This window comes from Lachnospiraceae bacterium oral taxon 500 (assembly GCA_002999035.1).
Lineage (GTDB): Bacteria > Bacillota > Clostridia > Lachnospirales > Vallitaleaceae > W11650.
In genome coordinates this window covers 2,481,042-2,499,470 of sequence record CP027241.1, presented here as the reverse complement: position 1 = coordinate 2,499,470, position 18,429 = coordinate 2,481,042, and the positions used below count along the sequence as shown (strand labels likewise).

16 protein-coding genes and 1 pseudogene are annotated in these 18,429 nt (G+C 44.9%); all 17 read left to right on the top strand.

Annotation, left to right across the window (positions count from 1 at the left end; translation table 11 throughout):
- Positions 1–171: 171 nt before the first annotated feature.
- Positions 172–2,145, top strand: coding sequence for a DNA topoisomerase III (locus C3V36_11450; protein AVM69799.1), 1,974 nt, complete (start codon positions 172–174; stop codon positions 2,143–2,145).
- 216 nt (positions 2,146–2,361) lie between these two features.
- On the top strand, positions 2,362–3,636 hold the full coding sequence (locus tag C3V36_11445) for a 30S ribosomal protein S1 (protein ID AVM69798.1): 1,275 nt from the start codon (positions 2,362–2,364) through the stop codon (positions 3,634–3,636).
- Positions 3,637–3,710: 74 nt separating this feature from the next.
- Positions 3,711–5,261, top strand: a complete 1,551-nt coding sequence (locus C3V36_11440) for a hypothetical protein (protein AVM69797.1) — start codon at positions 3,711–3,713, stop codon at positions 5,259–5,261.
- Positions 5,262–5,366: 105 nt separating this feature from the next.
- A complete protein-coding gene (locus C3V36_11435; GenBank protein ID AVM69796.1) occupies positions 5,367–6,524 on the top strand; it encodes a hypothetical protein in 1,158 nt (385 codons plus the stop codon).
- Positions 6,517–7,629, top strand: coding sequence for a hypothetical protein (locus C3V36_11430; protein ID AVM69795.1), 1,113 nt, complete (start codon positions 6,517–6,519; stop codon positions 7,627–7,629). Before C3V36_11435 ends, C3V36_11430 begins: the two co-directional genes overlap by 8 nt.
- An 88-nt stretch (positions 7,630–7,717) precedes the next feature.
- Positions 7,718–8,896 carry a hypothetical protein gene (locus C3V36_11425; GenBank protein ID AVM69794.1) on the top strand — a complete coding sequence of 393 codons (1,179 nt, stop codon included), beginning with the start codon at positions 7,718–7,720 and terminating at the stop codon, positions 8,894–8,896.
- Between the two features lie 15 nt (positions 8,897–8,911).
- Entirely contained in the window at positions 8,912–9,241 is a 330-nt protein-coding gene (locus tag C3V36_11420; protein AVM69793.1) for a sporulation protein, read from the top strand.
- Positions 9,242–9,358: 117 nt separating this feature from the next.
- Positions 9,359–9,664 (top strand): annotated as a pseudogene (locus C3V36_11415) (ATPase).
- Between the two features lie 68 nt (positions 9,665–9,732).
- A complete protein-coding gene (locus tag C3V36_11410; protein ID AVM69792.1) occupies positions 9,733–10,797 on the top strand; it encodes a hypothetical protein in 1,065 nt (354 codons plus the stop codon).
- Positions 10,798–11,065: 268 nt separating this feature from the next.
- A complete protein-coding gene (locus C3V36_11405) occupies positions 11,066–11,560 on the top strand; it encodes a hypothetical protein (GenBank protein AVM70537.1) in 495 nt (164 codons plus the stop codon).
- Positions 11,557–11,871: a PadR family transcriptional regulator gene (locus C3V36_11400; GenBank protein ID AVM69791.1), complete on the top strand. Its 315-nt coding sequence runs from the start codon at positions 11,557–11,559 to the stop codon at positions 11,869–11,871. The genes C3V36_11405 and C3V36_11400 overlap by 4 nt, the downstream gene beginning before the upstream one ends.
- On the top strand, positions 11,868–12,530 hold the full coding sequence (locus tag C3V36_11395) for a hypothetical protein (protein ID AVM69790.1): 663 nt from the start codon (positions 11,868–11,870) through the stop codon (positions 12,528–12,530). The genes C3V36_11400 and C3V36_11395 overlap by 4 nt, the downstream gene beginning before the upstream one ends.
- On the top strand, positions 12,530–13,552 hold the full coding sequence (locus C3V36_11390) for a hypothetical protein (GenBank protein AVM69789.1): 1,023 nt from the start codon (positions 12,530–12,532) through the stop codon (positions 13,550–13,552). Before C3V36_11395 ends, C3V36_11390 begins: the two co-directional genes overlap by 1 nt.
- A 480-nt stretch (positions 13,553–14,032) precedes the next feature.
- Positions 14,033–14,476: a thioredoxin gene (locus tag C3V36_11385; GenBank protein AVM70536.1), complete on the top strand. Its 444-nt coding sequence runs from the start codon at positions 14,033–14,035 to the stop codon at positions 14,474–14,476.
- Positions 14,477–14,589: 113 nt separating this feature from the next.
- The gene (locus C3V36_11380) at positions 14,590–15,717 is read left to right on the top strand and encodes a peptide-methionine (R)-S-oxide reductase (protein AVM69788.1); all 1,128 of its coding nucleotides are present in this window, start codon (positions 14,590–14,592) and stop codon (positions 15,715–15,717) included.
- A 155-nt stretch (positions 15,718–15,872) separates the two neighbouring features.
- Positions 15,873–16,685: a DNA-binding response regulator gene (locus C3V36_11375; GenBank protein AVM69787.1), complete on the top strand. Its 813-nt coding sequence runs from the start codon at positions 15,873–15,875 to the stop codon at positions 16,683–16,685.
- The gene (locus C3V36_11370) at positions 16,588–18,402 is read left to right on the top strand and encodes a sensor histidine kinase (GenBank protein AVM69786.1); all 1,815 of its coding nucleotides are present in this window, start codon (positions 16,588–16,590) and stop codon (positions 18,400–18,402) included. The genes C3V36_11375 and C3V36_11370 overlap by 98 nt, the downstream gene beginning before the upstream one ends.
- The last annotated feature ends 27 nt before the right edge of the window (positions 18,403–18,429 follow it).

The following is an 18,429-nucleotide window of genomic DNA, read 5'->3' as shown; positions in this document are numbered from 1 at the left end:
TCTATTTCTCCTTAATTTTTTGAAGGATATCTAAGGTATGATAAATTTTAAATTCACCTATCACTATCAAATTATACCATTTTTATCAGCCACAATCAATCATTTGATGGTTTGGTATGGAGCAGCGCGTTTGGCGGACAGCCTATGTGAGCGGCAAGACGGCAGGCAGTCTTGTTTTTTTTACTGAAAAATGGTATGATAAACACTGCAACCAATACGGCAAAAGAGCGAGGGAATGGATTGAAGTCTTTAATCATAGCAGAAAAACCGTCGGTTGCTGCCGATATCGCCAGAGTTTTGGGTGTCCGGCAGCGGAGAAACGGTTATATCGAAGGCGATCCGTATGTGATTACTTGGGCGGTCGGCCATTTGATTAATTTAAAAGAACCGGAGGATTATGATCCCCGCTATAAAAAATGGCAGTACGCCGATTTGCCGATTATGCCGCGGGAAATGGGGTTAAAGCCCTATCCGCAGACAGAGGCTCAGCTCAATATCCTGCGCACTTTGGCGGAGCGGGCAGATGTCGGCGAACTGATTTGCGCTACTGACAGCGGACGGGAAGGCGAATTGATTTTTCGTTATATTTATCATTATATCAACTGTCAAAAGCCGGTTAAGCGGCTGTGGATTTCGTCTATGACGGATGAAGCCATTTCTGAGGGCTTTCAAAAATTAAAGGACAGCCGGGAATACAACAACCTTTATTACTCGGCCAAGTGCCGGTCAGAAGCCGACTGGCTGGTCGGGATCAATGCGACCAGAGCTTATACCACGCTGTATTCGGATCTGTTCAGCGTCGGCCGGGTACAGACCCCGACTCTGGCACTGATTGTTGACCGGGAAGAAGAACTGACCAATTTTGTGCCCAAGGATTATTTTGAGGTAGCGGCAGATTTGGAATCCCAGGCCGGCAGCTATGAGGGCATATGGTTTGAAGATCAGATTTCGGAAACGAAAATCATGGCGGCGGAAAAAGCCGAGGCAATTGCCGCCAAGGTCAAGGGGAAAAGCGGCAAGATCACCGAGATTGAAAAAAAGAACCAAAAGCAAAAGCCGCCGCTCCTATATGATTTGACCGAACTGCAGCGCCAAGCCAATAAGGAGTTTGGCCTGACTGCGCAGGAAGTGCTTGATACCGCCCAGCTTTTGTATGAGAAACATAAGCTGCTGACCTATCCGCGGACAGACAGCCGTTACTTAAGCGAGGATATGAAGCCGACGGTTTGTGATACGATGCGCAGCATTGATGTGCCGCCTTTTCAGGGAGCAATCGCCAAATTAAAAGAGGGCGGCGAGATCAAGCTGAACTTTACCAAAAGAATTATTGATAATAAAAAAATTACCGACCATCATGCGATTATTCCGACTAAGAAGGTACCGGTGCTAAAGAGTCTGAATGAAAGAGAACGGCGGATTTATCAAATGGTGGTGAAGCGCTTTTTGGCGGTTTTTTACCCGGATCATGAATTTCAAACGATTAAGGTGATTACCCTGATTGAAGGTGAGACCTTTGTGTCCAAAGGAAAAACCATCAAAGCCGAGGGCTGGAAATGGCTTTATCAAAAACCGGAAAACCGGGCCAAGCCGGAAGCGGAAGCAGCACTGGGAGAAGCGCAGCCGCCGGACGGAAAAAATGAGGCGGATACCGGTGAGGATGGCGAAGCGGAAGAAATGACCGGAAACCTGCCTCCGCTCCGCAAGGGACAGGCGGCGGCCGTTACGGATTGCCGGATTTTGAAAAAGCAGACTACACCACCCAAACCCTATACCGAGGCCACGCTTCTCAGCGCCATGGAAAATGCCGGGCGCTTTGTGGAAGATGAAGAATTAAAAGAGCAGCTGAAAGAATCCAGTTTCGGCACGCCGGCGACCAGAGCCGGAATTATTGAACGGCTGTTGAAAGTCGGTTATATTCAGCGTCAGGGGAAAACCCTGCGGCCGACCGAAAAAGGCAAGACTCTGATCCGAATGGTGCCGAAATCGCTCCGTTCACCGGAAACCACCGGAAAATGGGAAAGAGGGTTAAGTAAAATCAATCGCGGTGAACTAAAGCCGGAGATTTTTATGGAAACGATTCAAAAGTTTGTGGCGCATCTGGTGCAAAATGCGCGCAGAGGCCGAGCCGGTTTTCAGTCAAAGTAAGTGTATCGGTATCGTTCGGGCATAATATCAGCTTGCCGGAACCGTGCTCAATTCTTAAAATTTTTTAAAATTCTCTTTTCAATTGGCGCAAGGTATGGTACAATAATAATTGGGGGGATTGTAAACTTTTATAGAGGGGAGTCTTCCGCGAATATTGAAGTTTTACGGTTCGCACAATGCGTAGAAAGTCAACGAAAGAAAAAGTGAGGTTTAGTTATGGACGAGATGAAGAACTCAATGCAGGAAACAGTAACAGAAAATGTAACAGAAGTTAAGGCTGGGGAGCCGACAGAAACCATGGCGGATTATGAAGCTGAGATTAACGCATCTTTGAAAAAAATCAAGAATGGCGATTTAGTTGAAGGCGAGATCATCGGCGTTAACGACAAAGAAGCTTTGGTTAATTTCGGGTATGCTTCCGACGGAATTGTTCCTGCAAGTGAAATGCCTTTGGAGCCGGAGCAAAAGCCAAATGAAAAGTACAAGGTCGGTGATAAAATCAAAGCAGAGATTTTAAGAACCGACGACGGGACAGGGAATGTTGAATTGTCGATAACCAAGGCATCAGCGCTGGAAGGCTGGCAGCTGATTGAAAAGGCATTTACGGATAAACAGCCGATTGAGGTTACGGTAGCGCAGGCCATTAAGGGCGGTGTGCTGTGTGATTTCATGGGTGTAAGGGGCTTTATGCCGGCATCGTTGGCTTCTGCATTTTATATTGAAGATTTAAATGAACTGGTTGGCAAAGCATTTGACGTACAGGTGCTGGAACTGGACAAGAGAGCCGGTCGGGCCGTCTTTACCCGGAAAGAATTAGAAAGAGAAAAAGTTCAAGCCGAAAGAGCCAAAATGTTTGAAACGGTGAGTCCAGACGATGAGTTTAACGGCGTCGTTAAAAAGATTATGGATTTTGGCGTGTTTGTCAATATCGGCCCGGTTGACGGATTGGTGCGGCTGGAAGATCTCAGCTGGGATCGGGTGACCAAGGCGGAAGAAGTAGTGAAAGAAGGACAGGAAGTATCGGTTTATGTAATCGAAGTAGACCGGGCGAAAAAGAAGATTCGTCTGGGCATGAAAGACCGGTCGCAGGATCCTTGGAATTCAGTGGAAAAAGATTATACCGCCGGTGAAACCTATGAAGGCAAAGTGATGCGGATTAAAGATTTCGGTGCATTTGTGGCGCTGCCGACCGGAGTGGAAGGCCTGATTCATTTGTCTCAGATTTCGGATAAGCACATCAAATCACCGGACGAAGTATTAAAGGTAGGCGATACGGTCAATGTCCGGGTGCTGGAAGTCAATAAGCCGGAAAAACGGATTCGCCTGACGATGAAGAGCGCAGAAGCATCCGCACCCAGACAGCCGAGAGAACCGCGCAGAAACCATGCGCCGCAGAAGAAGGAAGTTGAAATACCGGCTGCTTCCAGCACGGAAGCAATGACCTCTCTGCAGTCGGCCTTTGATAATATTGACTTAAAGGATTTCAATTAAACGGCCAGACGGAAGCGGGAAGGCAACCGCAGATACAGCGGTTTAAGATGATGAGTAAAAAATAGGAGTGCAGAATGAACGAACAAAATCAAACCAATAACGGATGGAATACAGGGGCAGGAAATCAGCCGCAGCCGAATATGCCGCAGGGGCAGATGCCGAATAATATGCAGGGATATTCGCAGCCTTATCCGCCGCAGCCGAATCAGGGGATGCCGACGGAAGGGTCCTATCAAAATTACAATAATCCGCAGCCGTATGCGCAGCCTTTTCCCTATCAGCCGCAGCCGGCCGCTAAGAAAAAGACCGGTTTGTGGGTCGGTCTCGGGATCGGCGGCGTAGTTGTTGTAGCGGCTTTGGTAATCGGAATCCTGTTTGTGTCCGGTGTCATCAGCAGTAAAACCAAGGCTGAGAAACTGTGGTCGGCTATCCTCAAAAGCGGTGAAGTCACAAAATCGGATACCTATCAGGAATGGATTTTGGATGAACTGAAGGGAGGCGAGGGTCAGCCGGAAAGTGAGATGTACACAGAGCTGCTAAGCGGAGCCGGTTTGAAGCTGCGTACCAAGTCGGACTTAGCTGCAAGTAAGATAGAAGCCGATTTTCGAATTTATCTGAAAAGCATGGAACTGCTTGATATTGCTTATCAACAGCAAAATCAGGATCAGATTTTTTTGATCCCCAAACTGCTGAGCAAGTCAGTTTATCTTTCAAAAGAAGGCTTAAATAGCCTGCTGGAAGACAATGGAGTAATGGATAGTCAAGCGATGGAGTCCGCAGCCGATACTTTTACATATGAAAATGTGCAAAAGTCAATGAAGTATCTGCGGACGGCTCTGAATCCGGTAACTTTGCCCGAGTTTAAGAAATTAAACCAAAAGAAGTATCTGGAACGGGTTCGGGATTATTACGATGCCAAGATTAAATCGGAAAAAGGCAGCCGCAAGCTGACGGTTGGCGAGGAAGAAAAGGAGTTTAAAGGCGAAGTTTACGAAATCCATGAAAACGTGGCGGAAGCGGCGGAGTTTTATCTTCAGTTGACTAAGGATTTACTGGCGGATGAAAACTTTAAGCCCTTTATGGAAGCTTACCTTGAACGCCTGATTGCGGAAATCGAAGCGAATCAGGATTTGCTGGTGTATAATTATTTTCAGCTGATCAGCGGTTCGTATCATTTGAAGTCAGCCTGGGACGACGAAGTAAAATCGGAATTGGTCTATGCCAAGGAACTGATTTTGGATGTTCTGGATAAAGCCGTGGAAAATATGGACAAGCCTCATGCAGACGCAGAGGCCGCACACATGATTTCGGCTTTGAAAGATTCGGCAACTTTGGACATGATTTTTGTGGTTGATAAACAGCAGGTTATCTATGCTTACGCAGGGGTTAAGATGGATCTGCAAAAGGCGGCGGAAACCATATTGCAAGAGGAAAGTCCGATACAGTCGATAAAATATCATGTCGCGACCGGAGTGCTGGCAACCGGCGATAATGTTAAGTTTTCGGCCTTTGAGCCAGATAAGGCTTGGGATTATGCCAAGGCAACACCCGAAGACATGGAGGAACTGATGGAGGAAGTACAAGCCAACGCGATGCAGGTGCTTTCTTCTTTAGGACTGTTTTAAAGAGCAGGCAGACTGCTCGCCCGGGCAGAAGTACGGATTGTGCGCCATGCGGACAGGTCAAGTCTGGCCCAGAGGAAATTTGAGTTAAAAAAGAAAGGAATTGCAATGAGAAACGTAAGGCTGCTCATGAAGTATGGTTTAATCTTTCATGTTAAAGCAGTCTGGCGGGTCAAATGGCAGTTCCTTTTGCTTTTGGCGGCGATGGCGGCGGTACTGGCAGTTGCTGCCGGCCGGCCGCCGAAGCTGTTTTCGATTACTTATTACAATGCCGATGGGACCTATGCCTCTAAGATGGCGATTGATAATTTTACGGAAGTGCTGAAAGGCTTGGCGGAGATGGAAGAAGTGCAAACCCTGCCGGCGCATCCGGCTGGCGATGTATTTATTTATTTTCCCAAGGATTTTGCCGACCGATGGCAATACTTTGAGTCTTTACCGGTTGAGGTTTATATTTTGACGCAGCAGCCGCTTTATCAGGCGCTGCTGCGGGAGACCTTTCAGGCCTATGAGGAGATTATGCTGGGCTCGGAAGCGGTAATTTCTGTGTATAATCAGGAGTTGGCGGATTTGAGGCTGACCGGTGAGCAAGCGATAGCGGAAAACATTAAGATTTCGCTTGATTTTTTAAGTCTGGCTTTTCAGCGGCAGCGCCTGTATTCGCAAAAGCCGATCTCGGCATTGCCAGGGGCATTGACAAGGAATTATTATTTTTTTAGTCTAACGCTTTTTTTCGGCCTGTTGCTGGGCATTTACTGGAACGGTATGGCAATTGAAAAAAGACAGCGCTATCGGCGCTTGTTTTTAAGCCAAATTTCGAAGGCGGATTATCTATTCAGCGAGTTTGGGCTGACAGCGGCTATGTGTCTTGGCTATGGCACTTTAAGCTGGCTGCTGGGAAAATATATTTTGCAGCTGATGCCGGCGGGAAGATATTTTGGCGGTTTTGTTTTATTACTGCTGGCGGTTTATTGGCTGCTTGGCTTAGCAAGCTATGCTTTTCACAACTTGGGCAGCTATTATGCGACCGCGCTGACACTGTTCTTTTTTTCGGCTCTGTTTGGCGGGGCGTTTTTGCCGCTTTCTTTTTTTCCGACTAAATGGCTTCTGCTGACAGAGTGGTCGCCTTTTTATCATGGCTTTTTGTTTTTGCTGCGCTTAGCGGCTGCAGAGATTCCGGCGGCGGCCGGCGGTATTTTTTTAGCGGTAATTGGCCTGACAACCGGCGGCCATTTTATTTGTGTAAGGAGAGCGCACCATGACTAAGACGGTACTGCTGTGGCAAATCAAGCAAAAAACTTTATATCATGATAAAAAAGCCGTATGCCTGCTGGCGGCAGTCTGGGCGGCCATTTTTTTGTTATTTGTTTCCGCTCTGTTGAATAAGGAAGAAAGAGTTCGGATTTTTCTGGACGATCAGGATCATTCCGGTCTGGCGCCGGCATTTTTGCGGACGGCTAGTGAAAAAATAAGCCTTGAGCCAAGAGAAACGGCTGAAGCACTGGCCGGAATCAGGAGTTATCAGGCCGAACTTTTGCTGGTAATTCCGGCCGGAGCGGAGGAACGGCTGCTGGCGGGCGAAACGGAAGGGATTTTTGGGCTTTATTATTTAAAGGATAATGCTTTGGCGGTACTCCTGGCGGATCGGCTGATCAGTTCGGCTTTGGCCGAGGTTTACCGGCTGCGGGGCGAATATTTGGCCGGGGAGCTGTACCGGAAATACGCGGTATCCCAATCGCTGGAGCCTGCCGATTTGCTGGCTGAATTTCGGTACAAGGTTAAAGCCATGCAGCAAAAAATGCAGCCGGGCTATTATTTTTCTGTTTTTGATGAATGGCCGCCGGAAACAGCCGGAACAGACCGGGTTTTAGGCAGCAGGCAGGGAAGCTTCGATTTAAAATCAAAAACAGCCGCAGATATAGCGTCTGCAAAGCCGGCCGGATATTTAGAAGCCAATAAGGGCAGAAGTACTGGTCAAAGCGCAGACAAGGCGGTCAGGGCGTGGGTAATTCTCTTGATTGCCGGCGGGGTTAATTTTGTGTTTTTACTTTATTTTGGCTTAAAATTATTGTATCTCCGGGATAAAAATGATAAAATGAAAGCAGCGGGATTTGAGCCAAGCCATCAGCTGCTCAGTGATTTGGGTGTTTTATTGTGGCCGGAAGTATTGCTTGTGGCCGCGCTGGGGCCGGCTGCCTATGCGCTTGCGGGACTTACATTGTGGCTGGGCTTGACGGCGCTGGCGGCAGCGGCAATTGGCTTTAATCTGCTTTTTATTCGGTTGGTTAAGGAAAAGCAAATGTACTTTCCGATTGGAATTGGAGTTTATATTCTCACGGCCTTGGTCGGGATTGCCCTTTTTCTGCAATAACAGAATATTCAACTTTCCCATGTTCGTCAGAGCAGGATTTTTAGGCTGCGCTTTATGCCGGACAGGAACAATAGCTGGAGGAAGCAAAATGACGTTGGTTATTACAATTTTATTATGGCTGTTAAAGCTGATCGGCATTTTGCTGGCGACTGTACTGGGGCTGGTTTTGCTGCTTTTGCTTCTGATTCTGTGCGTGCCGATTCGCTATCAGGCCGATTTGGAAAAAGCGGAAGAATTGATTTGGGGCGGCCGCATCAGCTGGCTGTTTCGGTTCCTTCAATTTCGTTTTCAGTATACGCCGACGGAAAATACCACCGAGTTTCGGATTGGTTTTTTCCGAATGAGCGAGACGGAGGAGGAAAAGGCGAAGCCTGAAAAGAATGTTGCCGAAATCAAAGAAGATTTATGGCAGGCGGATTGGCAGGAGATGGAAGAAGAAGAGTTTAAGCGCAAGCTGTTTGATTATTTATCGGCGGAGAGGAGCGATCAGACGGAAGTGCCGGAGACGGCAGAACGGATTGAAGCAGCCGAAAAAAATGAGACTGTGTGGGAGCCTGTTGTCGCTCAAACGGAGAGCCGGCCGGTGATAAACGAAGAAAATGAACCGGCGGCAAAAGCATCTGCCCGTGAGGAAGGAGCTGTCATAGAAAAAATACCGCCGGAAAAGGACAGCAGTAAGCCGGAGAACAAGACCGAAGATGAGGCCGATATTTGGTCGGAGTTTGAAGCGGAATATGAAAAGGAAGAGATAGCCGAAGGCGAGCGGCAAAGCACCGAAAGCTCCGGCAAACGGGCGATGATTGAAACCGCCTGGTGGATTTTTCAAAAGCTGCGGGCTTATTTTCGAAAAAATCGCGGTGTGATCAGACATGTGCTGCGTTGGCCGTGGCGGATGCTGCGCTCGGTTTTACCCAGGAGAGCGGACGGCCGGATTGAGTTCGGTTTAGGTGACCCGGCCCATACCGGATATGTTTTGTCTTTATTTTATTTGTTTTATCCGGAAAATCATGGTAAAATGGAAATGGTACCGGATTTTGAGAAAATGATGTTTGTCGGTCAGGCCGCGGTTAAGGGACGGATTCTTCTGATTGAAATCGTTTATTATGCGCTGCGGTTGATTATTGATGTTCGGATTATCCGGTTGCTTTTCCTGATCAGAACGCTGAAAGCGGGAAAAGCGGCGGAGGAAGAAAAACTCAAAAAGAAGAGAAACCAAGAAGAGCGGGACAGCGAAGAAGCCGTCCTGTCTGTTTCGGCGCAGAGATAAAAACAGGAGGATATTATGGCGGAGAACGGAAAGAACAATGCAGCGGCTTTAATTTCAAGCATGAGTCAATTTTTAAATACCAAGACCGTAGTGGGAGAACCGATTTTAATTAAAGATACCACGATTATTCCGTTGATGGACGTAACCTTCGGCTCGGCGGTCAATGGCTCCGGCGGCGGAATGGGAGCGAAAATCAGCCCCAAGGCGATTTTGGTGATTAAGGATGGGCATACGAGGCTGGTTAATATCAACAGCCGGGATAATGTCAGCAAGATTTTGGACTTGGTGCCGGATATGATGGATCGTTTTGTTCCGGCTACGCCGAAAAAGACAAATAAGGAATGATTTCTGATATTTCATCCTGCCAGATGACAGGTGGTTAAAAAGCCTCTGGAGCTGTGAACTCCGGGGGCTTTTGTTTAAGATAAGATTTTCTTCTTCCGCCATTGGCTCACTAACTAAGATGTTAAGGGTTCAAGATATTTTTCAACGCCATTAAAATACTATTTTGCAGATATAGGTCTTAGAAATGCGAGATTAAATTTTAGGCAAGTAGAAGACATACATATTATTGAAAACATCATCTATAACGACTTGCTTCGTAGAGGATATAATATAGATGTTGGTGTGGTTGAGCACGATTTTAAGAAAGATGGAAACAGAAGAAAGGTTCAGCTTGAGGTTGATTTTGTTATAAACAAAGGGCATCAAAGGTACTATATTCAATCAGCTTTAAATGTAGACAGTACAGAGAAAAGAGAGCAAGAAACGGCATGTAGTAACGATAGAATAAGGCTTTCCAGCCCTTTGCAAAAAAATAAATAGGAGAAATATATATGATTTGGATATTAATAAGTGCAATTCTTTTAATTGCTCTTGTATTAGTAATTGCAAAAAAAATAAGACCGTTTTGGAAAAAACTCATTCTAATATTTTTAATTTTAGCAGGAATTTTATTATCGATTTTTAAATTTGTTTTCCCGTTAAATGAAGGACCAAAACCAACGGGACCTTATGGAGTTAAAAATGAAAAAAGTTATTACATTCATAAAACGGAAATACCAAAGATGGCAACTTCTGGTAGCGATAGAGAAGTACCAGTATCATGGTGGTTACCAGAAGATGAACATACCAAACATCCTTTAGTTATTTTTTCACATGGTTCATTTGGTATAGAGGATTCTAATCCATCTCTTTTTGAAGAATTAGCTTCGAATGGATATATTGTTGCAAGCTTAGGGCATCCTTATCACTCTTTTATTACAAGTTTATCTGATGGAAGTAATGTCTATGTTGATAGTAGCTTTTTTCAAAGTGTGATGAATTCTCAAGGATCAGAAAATTTAGAAAAAACTAGAGAAGAATTTAATGAATGGAAGAGTGTAAGAGTAGAAGATATTTCATTTGTTCTTGATAGTATTCTTTCAGATGAAAAATATTCAAGCAAAATTGATCAAGAAAAAATATTCTTATCAGGTCACTCACTCGGAGGCTCTGCAGCTTTAGAAGTAGGTAGGAACCGAGCCAATGCTTTATTAGGTGTTATTGCTTTAGAATCACCGTTTTTTGGAGACATAGTTGGCATTGAAGGTGAAAAGTATCTATTTACTGAGAAAGAGTATCCACTTCCAGTTTTACATTTTTACTCTGATGCATTGTGGGGTAAACTGGATGAAATTACGACTTATGAAATGAATCAAAAATTGCTTGAATCTAACAATCCAAAGTATGTAAATGTTCATGTTGAAGGAAGCGGACATATAGGTTTATCTGAATTATCCTTGGCATCGCCTTTTTTAACAAATCTATTTGATAATGGAATGAATTCAAAACCTGCATTGGAAAAGATAGAAGAGATTAATAAGGCTACATTGGAATTTTTAGATAGGCTGACAAAGTAGTATTCCAAGAGCGGAGCATGAATATTAGATTCATTGTTTGGAACATGAAGTTTTTATGATTAAAAACCAAGATAGGAAGGCTGATAGATAAGTAAAAAATATAGTAAACCAGCTGCACTTGCCATAACAGAAATGGAGAAAGATTTGGCGGTTGAATTTTTAATCATATTTTAATACACGGTATCTTGCATTATAAGATAGCGTGTGATAATATGTAGTAAAGTTAAAACATTTGATTAACCGTTTTTTAGAAAGAGAGGATTTTATGATGCCAAAAAAATTATATCGTTCCAATACCGATAAAATATTAGCCGGGGTCTGCGGCGGAATCGCGGAGTATCTGGCGGTGGATTCGACGGTGGTTCGCCTGCTGGCGGTTTTGTCGGTTTTTACTTCGGTGGGGATCATTGCTTATATTGTAGCCGCGCTGGTGATACCACTGCCGCCGATCGATTATTATGGGCCGCAAGGCGGTTTTGGCTCCAATCCGTATCCAAACCAGCCAAACCAGCCAAATCAAAATTATCAAAACAATTATCAGGGCAGTTACCAAAATAGTTACTCCTCAAATTATCAAAATAATTACCAAAATCAAACGAACTCCAATTATCAAAATCCGGGTGGTTATCAGCAAGCGCAGGGCTTTAACGGCAGTGATTCCTATACCGCCGGAAACGAGCGCTATCAGGCTGAGGAGCAGCAGAGGAAACAATATTATGAAGCGGAAAGCTATGTTAAAGAAGAAAATAAGGAAGAAAAATGAATACGCAATTTAAAAAAGGAGTTTTGGAGATTTGCGTACTTTCTTATCTGGCGGAAAAGGACTTCTACGGCTATGAACTGGTTGAGTCAATCTCGGTTAATATCGCGATGTCCGAAGGCACGATTTATCCGCTGCTGCGCCGGTTCAGCAATGACGGCTTAGTGGAAACTTATTTAAAGGAATCGCAGACCGGTCCGCCCAGAAAGTACTATCGTTTAACGGAACGGGGAAAATATTATTATCAGGAACAGTTAGATGACTGGCAAAGCTTTTCGGAAAGTGTCAATAAAATTTTGAGGAGACAGGTATGAATAAAAGGGAGTTTTTAGATTTGCTGCGTTACTATCTGCGCAGTTATCCGGCCAATATCGTCAATGATATGGTAGCGGATTATGAGGAACATTTTCGGATTGGAGCGGAGAAAGGTAAAACGGAAACGGAAATCGCGGCGGAATTGGGGAGCCCGAAAGATATCGCGGATGAATTTTTCATGCATGAACGGCCGCCGCGGCCCAATCCGGCGGCGTTTAACCAACAGACACCCCCATCGGGACAAGCGCCGAATCAAGGCTATCCGGGCGGGATGCCGCCGAAGCAGAATTCTTCGCCGTGGCTGATTATCTTGATTGTGCTGGGTATTATCTTTTTGGTGCCGCCCATTTTTGGTGTAGGTATGGGGCTGTTGGGAGCTTTTATCGGTGTGATGATTGCCTTGTTCGCGACGATTTTAGCACTGGGCGTATCGGGGCTGGCAGCGCTGTTTGGTTGGATGTTCCCATTTGGTCAAATCATCAATGTCTTCGGCTTGACGCTGCATCCGGTCACCTCGGTGTTTTTGGGTATCTTTTTGCTGGGACTGGCGATTTTAGTTTGCTATTTAACGGTTTTGTTCTTTATTGTTTGCATTAAAGGGATTAAAAACCTGTATTTATCCATTCGCTGGAACATTGCCAAAAGGAGGGGATACTGATGAAAAAATTGATTGGCATCGTGGCAATTGTTACGCTGGTTGCTATGCTGGGCACGGTTGTTTCGTTTTTGATACTTGATCTGCATAAGTTTGTAAATGCCGGCAGCCGGTTGTGGACGCAGTACAGGGATGACGAAAGAGTAAGAGAAGCCTTGGAAGAAGCCGGAGATCAGCTGGAAACAGCGCTGGATAAGGTATCAGACGGTTTGGAGCAAAGCCTGGAAACGGTTGGTGATACCATTTCTGATAAGATCGATAATCTGGAGGATTATGACTGGGGTTATGATTTTATTTGGGAAATGGCGGATCAACTGATGGAAAAGGGCGGCAAGGCAATAAATATAAATCAAATCTTCGAAAAAGCCGGTGCTGCGGATGGATATTTAACGGCAGAAGAAATTACCCGGAATCATAAGAAGATTCTGGAAAAGTGGACGCAGCCCTTGGAGGGAACACTGATCAAGGAAATTAAAGTAGACGCGGATGATATCAATCTGGTGATCGGCAGAACCAAGGCCAGGGAAATTGAAGTTTATCTGGCCGGCTCGGACAAGCAGCAGGCAGATTACCGGAATGATGCCGATTGGAAAATAACATTGACGGACGAAGGGGAGTACCAGATTTTTTCCAGAAGCAAAAATAACAAAAAAGAGATGGTGGTATGGCGTTCCTATGTTCTGTATCTTTTACTGCCGGATGAGTATCAGGCGGAAGTGGAGGCCGATATCATCAATGGTAATGTGGTCGGCGTGTGGCAGCAAGGCAAGACCGAGATTGAAGTTACCAATGGCAATGTTATCTTAAATCAGATGAAAAACAATGATCTATCGGTTAAGCTGACCAACGGCAATATCATTGCCAGTCTGCCGCAGGAGCTTAATGCCAAGCTCGAAGTCAAGGTAACAAATGGGTTGATTATCGGCTTTGGCGGCATTCCTGGCCGCAGCCATAAGGCGGTTTACGGGCAGGGGCAGTATGAGATTGACTTGGAAACGATTAATGGCAATATTATTGGCAACTAAAAAATAAAAGAGAAAAACGGCTGGTTTCGGTGGTATTTTATTGAGTGAATGAAATACCGGAGAGATTATGTCGTTTTTTGCAATAATTTTCAAGTTTTTGTCAATGATTTTCTATTACTGCGCCTAAGAAAAGAGATTATAATAAGGACATTATTAAATGAAAAGCCTTTTGCAAGTAAGTTTGCATAACACAGGTATCATGAAAGAATAAATGAGGAGAAAAAAATGAAAAAATATCAATTAGGCGCAGTAGTTATGGGAGTGATGTTAAGTCTGGCAGCATGTGGAGCCAATAATCAAGGTGGAACCATGTCAAAAATGCCGGAAAAATTGGAGGCATCCAGTAGTATGAAGTCTGAACAGCCGATGAATGACCAGATGGCTGCTGATAAAATGGAACACAGCAAAATGGATGAAATGAAGATGGATAAAAAAATGGGCGAAGGAGCAATGGAAGAAACCAAAATGGCCGATAAAGAAATGGACAGTCAAAAAATGAATGACGGTGAAATGGCTGCTGATTTTACTCTTAAGGATAAGGACGACAATGAGTTTTCTTTGGCAAGCGTTAAGGGCAAAAAAGTTTATGTCAAGTTTTGGGCTTCGTGGTGCTCGATTTGTCTGGCTGGTTTAGAAGAACTAAATACCTTGGCAGGGAAAGACAATGACGTTGAGATTGTGACCGTTGTATCGCCGGGAGTACGCGGCGAAAAAAGCAAAGAGGAGTTCATAAAGTGGTTTGATACCTTGGGTTATTCCAATATCAGGGTACTGTTTGACGAGGGCGCACAGGTAGGCGATGCTTATGGTGTGCGGGCTTATCCGACTTCGGCTTTTATTGGCTCGGACGGTGTGCTGGCAAAACTTTTACCGGGGCATGCCGGCAGTGAGGAAATCGAAAAGATTTTAGCGGAGATAAAATAACTCTGCTTTCTCATGGGTGGCAGAACAGTCTTTTTTAGGCGTAGAGCGGAGTTTGGCGAAATAAGAAACACAGTACAAAGAGAAGGATAAGGAGTGAAATTAAATTGCGGCAAATGAAATTATTTAAAATAGCGGCGGCCGGTATAGTCTTGGCGCTAAGTATTACCGCCTGCGCGGCGGCCGGTGGCAGTCAAGATGCAATGAATAAGCAGCCGATGGCTCAAACCCATGAAAAACAGGACAAACAAAAGGAGGAACAAAAAACAGCAATGGAAAAACCGGATTATTCTAAAGTGAAGTTAAAAGAAATTTATTTAGCAGGCGGCTGCTTTTGGGGAATAGAAGCCTATATGGAAAGAATTTACGGCGTGGCGGACGCAGTCAGCGGTTATGCCAATGGCCATACGCCCAATCCCAAATACGAGGATCTGCTCTATAACAACAGCGGCCATGCCGAAACCGTACAGGTTAAATACGACCCGGAAAGAATCAGTTTACAGGCTTTGCTTACCTATTATATGAAAGTGGTTGATCCCACCAGTATCAATCAGCAGGGAAATGACAGAGGGCTGCAATACCGGACAGGCATTTATTATACCGACCCGGCCGAGGAAAAAGTCATTCGCCAGTTTTTGGCTGAGCAGCAAAAAAAGTACGATAAACCAATCCAAATCGAAAACCTGCCGCTGGATAACTTTACCAAAGCGGAGGAATATCATCAGGATTATCTGCAAAAAAATCCAAACGGCTATTGTCATATTGATTTAAACAAAGCCAAAGAAATCGTGATTGATCCGGCCAAATACCCCAAACCGTCGGCTCAGGAACTGCGCGAAAAGCTGACCGAAGCTCAGTATGCGGTAACGCAGCAAAACGATACCGAGCGGGCGTTCTCCAACGAATACTGGGATAATAAGGAAGCTGGACTTTATGTTGACGTGGCGACCGGCGAACCGCTTTTTGCTTCGACAGATAAATATGACTCCGGCTGCGGCTGGCCGAGTTTTACTAAGCCAATTAGTAAAGACGTCTTGACATATCGGGAAGATAAAAGCTATAATATGATTAGAACTGAAGTCAGAAGCCGGACGGGCGACTCGCATCTTGGTCATGTCTTTGAAGATGGGCCGAAAGAAGCGGGCGGGCTGCGCTATTGCATTAACAGTGCCTCCATTCGCTTTATTCCGAAAGCAGAAATGAAAGCGCAGGGCTATGAATATTTGCTGCCGCTGATAAAATAAAAATGCAGCGTCGTTTTTAGAGGAGCTATCCTTTGAATAGATAAAAACAGCCTTTTGTCAGTATTAAAAATGATGGCTATGTTTGCGAGCCCGGTTAGGCTTAGATGAGCCGCTTTTAGGCGGTAAAGGGTTTTGCCAAGAAATAGGAGCGGCTTATGTATAAACTGCTGATTGTAGATGATGAACCATTGATTCGGCGAGGGATTCGTTCCCTCGCCAATTTGTCGAATACCGGTATTTCTGAAATTTTAGAAGCCGAAAGCGGGCGGGAAGCGCTGGCAGCGGTTAAGGAAGCAGCGCCAGATATTGTACTGATGGATATCAATATGCCGGAAATGGACGGACTGACGGCAGCAGCGCAAATCAAGGAACAATCGCCGGACATTTTTGTTATTATTTTAACAGGCTATGATTATTTTGAATATGCACAGACGGCCATTCGGGCAAGGGTGGACGATTATATTTTAAAACCGATTTCCAAAGCAGATATTGAGATGGTACTGCGCAAAACCACCGGACTGTTAAACGAGCGCGGCAAAAAAGCGGAATATCAAAAAATACTGCAAAGTACGGAAATGGTCTCCGATAGTGAAAAGAGAGAGAATGCCAATTTGCCAGCCGATTTTCCAAGCATAGCCGGTGTAGTCAGCGAATACTTAAAAGCAAATATTTTTTCGCCGGAGCTGTCGCTGGCGAAGATGGCGGACGATATCGGCTTTAACAGCAGCTATCTCAGCGTGATGGTCAAGCAGATTTTCGGCGTGCCTTTTCAGGATTATGTCAATAAAAAAAGAATGGAAAAAGCGAAGCTGCTGCTGCTTTCTACGACCATGAAAAATTATGAAGTTGCCGAAGCGGTTGGAATTGAAGATGTCAACTATTTTATTACCAAGTTTAAAAAAACTTGGAGCATTACGCCCAAACAGTACCGGCAGGGAATTCAAGCCAATGAAAACAATGAAAATTAAGCGTTTTTTTTCTAAAATCAATGTTCAGATTGCCGTTTCCTTTTTGGCAATCTCATGGCTGTGCGTTTTGCTGGTGTCGGCGATTGCGTATTATTCAGCCAGCCAGATGATACTGGGCAATATCAGAAAGCAAACCGAAGATTCGGTTTTTCAGGCCAGTAATTATATTTCCGCCTATTTGGAAAAAATTAAAGCCCTAAGCGACCTTATTGCTATGAACGCGGAAACCAAAGAAGCACTGAAAAATGCCGATAGCAAGGCGATTGAAACATTGGCCGGAATGGTTAATATTTCAGCTAAGGGCGATCCGCGGATTCAAACGATTGCTGTTATTTCCAAAAACGGCTTTGCCATCACCAGCAACAGCAATATGGCGATTCCGCTGTCCGATAATATGATGGAGGAAAGCTGGTACAAGGCGGCGGTTTCTTCTAATCAAATGCCGGCCATCACTTCCATCCGGCACGGCGATTTTACAATGGATAAAGCCAGCTGGGTTATTTCCATCAGCCATGAAATCGTCGATGAAAAGAAAGAACACTTGGGTGTTGTCCTGATTGATATCGGTTATCAGTTTATTGAAGATTATATTGCGGCGCTGAACTTGGGAGCGACCGGGTACGCCTATATTTTAGATTCACGCAATCAAGTGTTGTATCATCCCGATGAAAGTATTTTAATGGATCAGATGAAAGCCGATGAACTTCGCCAGCTTTCCGATGAAAGCGCCAGCGGCAGTCAAATCATTATTAAAAATCAAATTCCTCATTCCGATTGGCGGTTAATCGGTATTTCTTCTATGGAAAATGTCAGTCGGCTAAAGAACCGTTTTATTAAAACCATTTTGGCAGTCAATTTGTCCTTGGTACTGATGAGTGTGATTGTCAGCTTTGCCCTTTCCAATAAGCTGACCAAGCCGATTTTTGAGCTGCAAAAGGCGATGCAGGAAATGGACGAGAAATGGGGACATTTAACGGTCGGTCGGCGCAGTTCCTTAGAAATAAAAGCACTGGCCAGGGAATACAACGCCCTGCTTGATCGGATTAAACGGCTGACGGAAGATATCGCCCGGCAGGAAAACGCCAAGCGCATTTTTGAATTGAAAGCACTGCAAAGCCAAATCAATCCGCATTTTTTATATAATACTTTAGATACGATTTTGTGGCTGGCGGAGTTTGGGGAAAATGACAAGGTGGTTGCAGTCAGCAAGGCACTGGGCGAAATGCTGCGGGTATCGTTAAATATCAATCAAACAATGGTGCCCTTAGCGCTGGAGTTGGCGCATACCGAAAATTATCTGAAAATCCAGCAGCAGCGGTATATTGATAAAATCAGCTATCAAATCAGCGGAGAAGCCAAACTCCTGACGGCAGTCGTGCCGAAGCTGATTTTGCAGCCGATTGTCGAAAACTCGATTTATCACGGAATTCGGCCGTCCAAAGAAGCAGGTCAGATTGCTATTTGCTATGAAAAAGAGGGAGCGGATTTAAAAATCACGGTAACGGATAACGGCGTTGGCTGTCATCCCGAAAAAGGCGCCAAGGAGCCAGGCCTGATCAAGACTAAATTAGGCGGTGTCGGCATGAAAAATGTTGATCAGCGGATAAAGCTTTTATGTGGCGGTGAATATGGCATAACCATTCAAAACCATCCGTCCGGCGGAACAATGGTAATTTACCGGCTAAAGTTAATCAAAGCGGAAGAACAGATAGAATAGTTTCAGAAACGAAAAAGTGGAACGAAA

What these genes read in the sequence shown, in the direction of transcription:
- C3V36_11445 (AVM69798.1), top strand. Translation starts at nt 2,362, where the DNA reads ATGGACGAGATGAAGAACTCAATGCAGGAAACAGTAACAGAAAATGTA.
- C3V36_11440 (AVM69797.1), top strand. Translation starts at nt 3,711, where the DNA reads ATGAACGAACAAAATCAAACCAATAACGGATGGAATACAGGGGCAGGA.
- C3V36_11435 (AVM69796.1), top strand. Translation starts at nt 5,367, where the DNA reads ATGAGAAACGTAAGGCTGCTCATGAAGTATGGTTTAATCTTTCATGTT.
- C3V36_11430 (AVM69795.1), top strand. Translation starts at nt 6,517, where the DNA reads ATGACTAAGACGGTACTGCTGTGGCAAATCAAGCAAAAAACTTTATAT.
- C3V36_11425 (AVM69794.1), top strand. Translation starts at nt 7,718, where the DNA reads ATGACGTTGGTTATTACAATTTTATTATGGCTGTTAAAGCTGATCGGC.
- C3V36_11420 (AVM69793.1), top strand. Translation starts at nt 8,912, where the DNA reads ATGGCGGAGAACGGAAAGAACAATGCAGCGGCTTTAATTTCAAGCATG.
- C3V36_11410 (AVM69792.1), top strand. Translation starts at nt 9,733, where the DNA reads ATGATTTGGATATTAATAAGTGCAATTCTTTTAATTGCTCTTGTATTA.
- C3V36_11405 (AVM70537.1), top strand. Translation starts at nt 11,066, where the DNA reads ATGCCAAAAAAATTATATCGTTCCAATACCGATAAAATATTAGCCGGG.
- C3V36_11400 (AVM69791.1), top strand. Translation starts at nt 11,557, where the DNA reads ATGAATACGCAATTTAAAAAAGGAGTTTTGGAGATTTGCGTACTTTCT.
- C3V36_11395 (AVM69790.1), top strand. Translation starts at nt 11,868, where the DNA reads ATGAATAAAAGGGAGTTTTTAGATTTGCTGCGTTACTATCTGCGCAGT.
- C3V36_11390 (AVM69789.1), top strand. Translation starts at nt 12,530, where the DNA reads ATGAAAAAATTGATTGGCATCGTGGCAATTGTTACGCTGGTTGCTATG.
- C3V36_11385 (AVM70536.1), top strand. Translation starts at nt 14,033, where the DNA reads ATGGACAGTCAAAAAATGAATGACGGTGAAATGGCTGCTGATTTTACT.
- C3V36_11380 (AVM69788.1), top strand. Translation starts at nt 14,590, where the DNA reads ATGAAATTATTTAAAATAGCGGCGGCCGGTATAGTCTTGGCGCTAAGT.
- C3V36_11375 (AVM69787.1), top strand. Translation starts at nt 15,873, where the DNA reads ATGTATAAACTGCTGATTGTAGATGATGAACCATTGATTCGGCGAGGG.
- C3V36_11370 (AVM69786.1), top strand. Translation starts at nt 16,588, where the DNA reads ATGTCAACTATTTTATTACCAAGTTTAAAAAAACTTGGAGCATTACGC.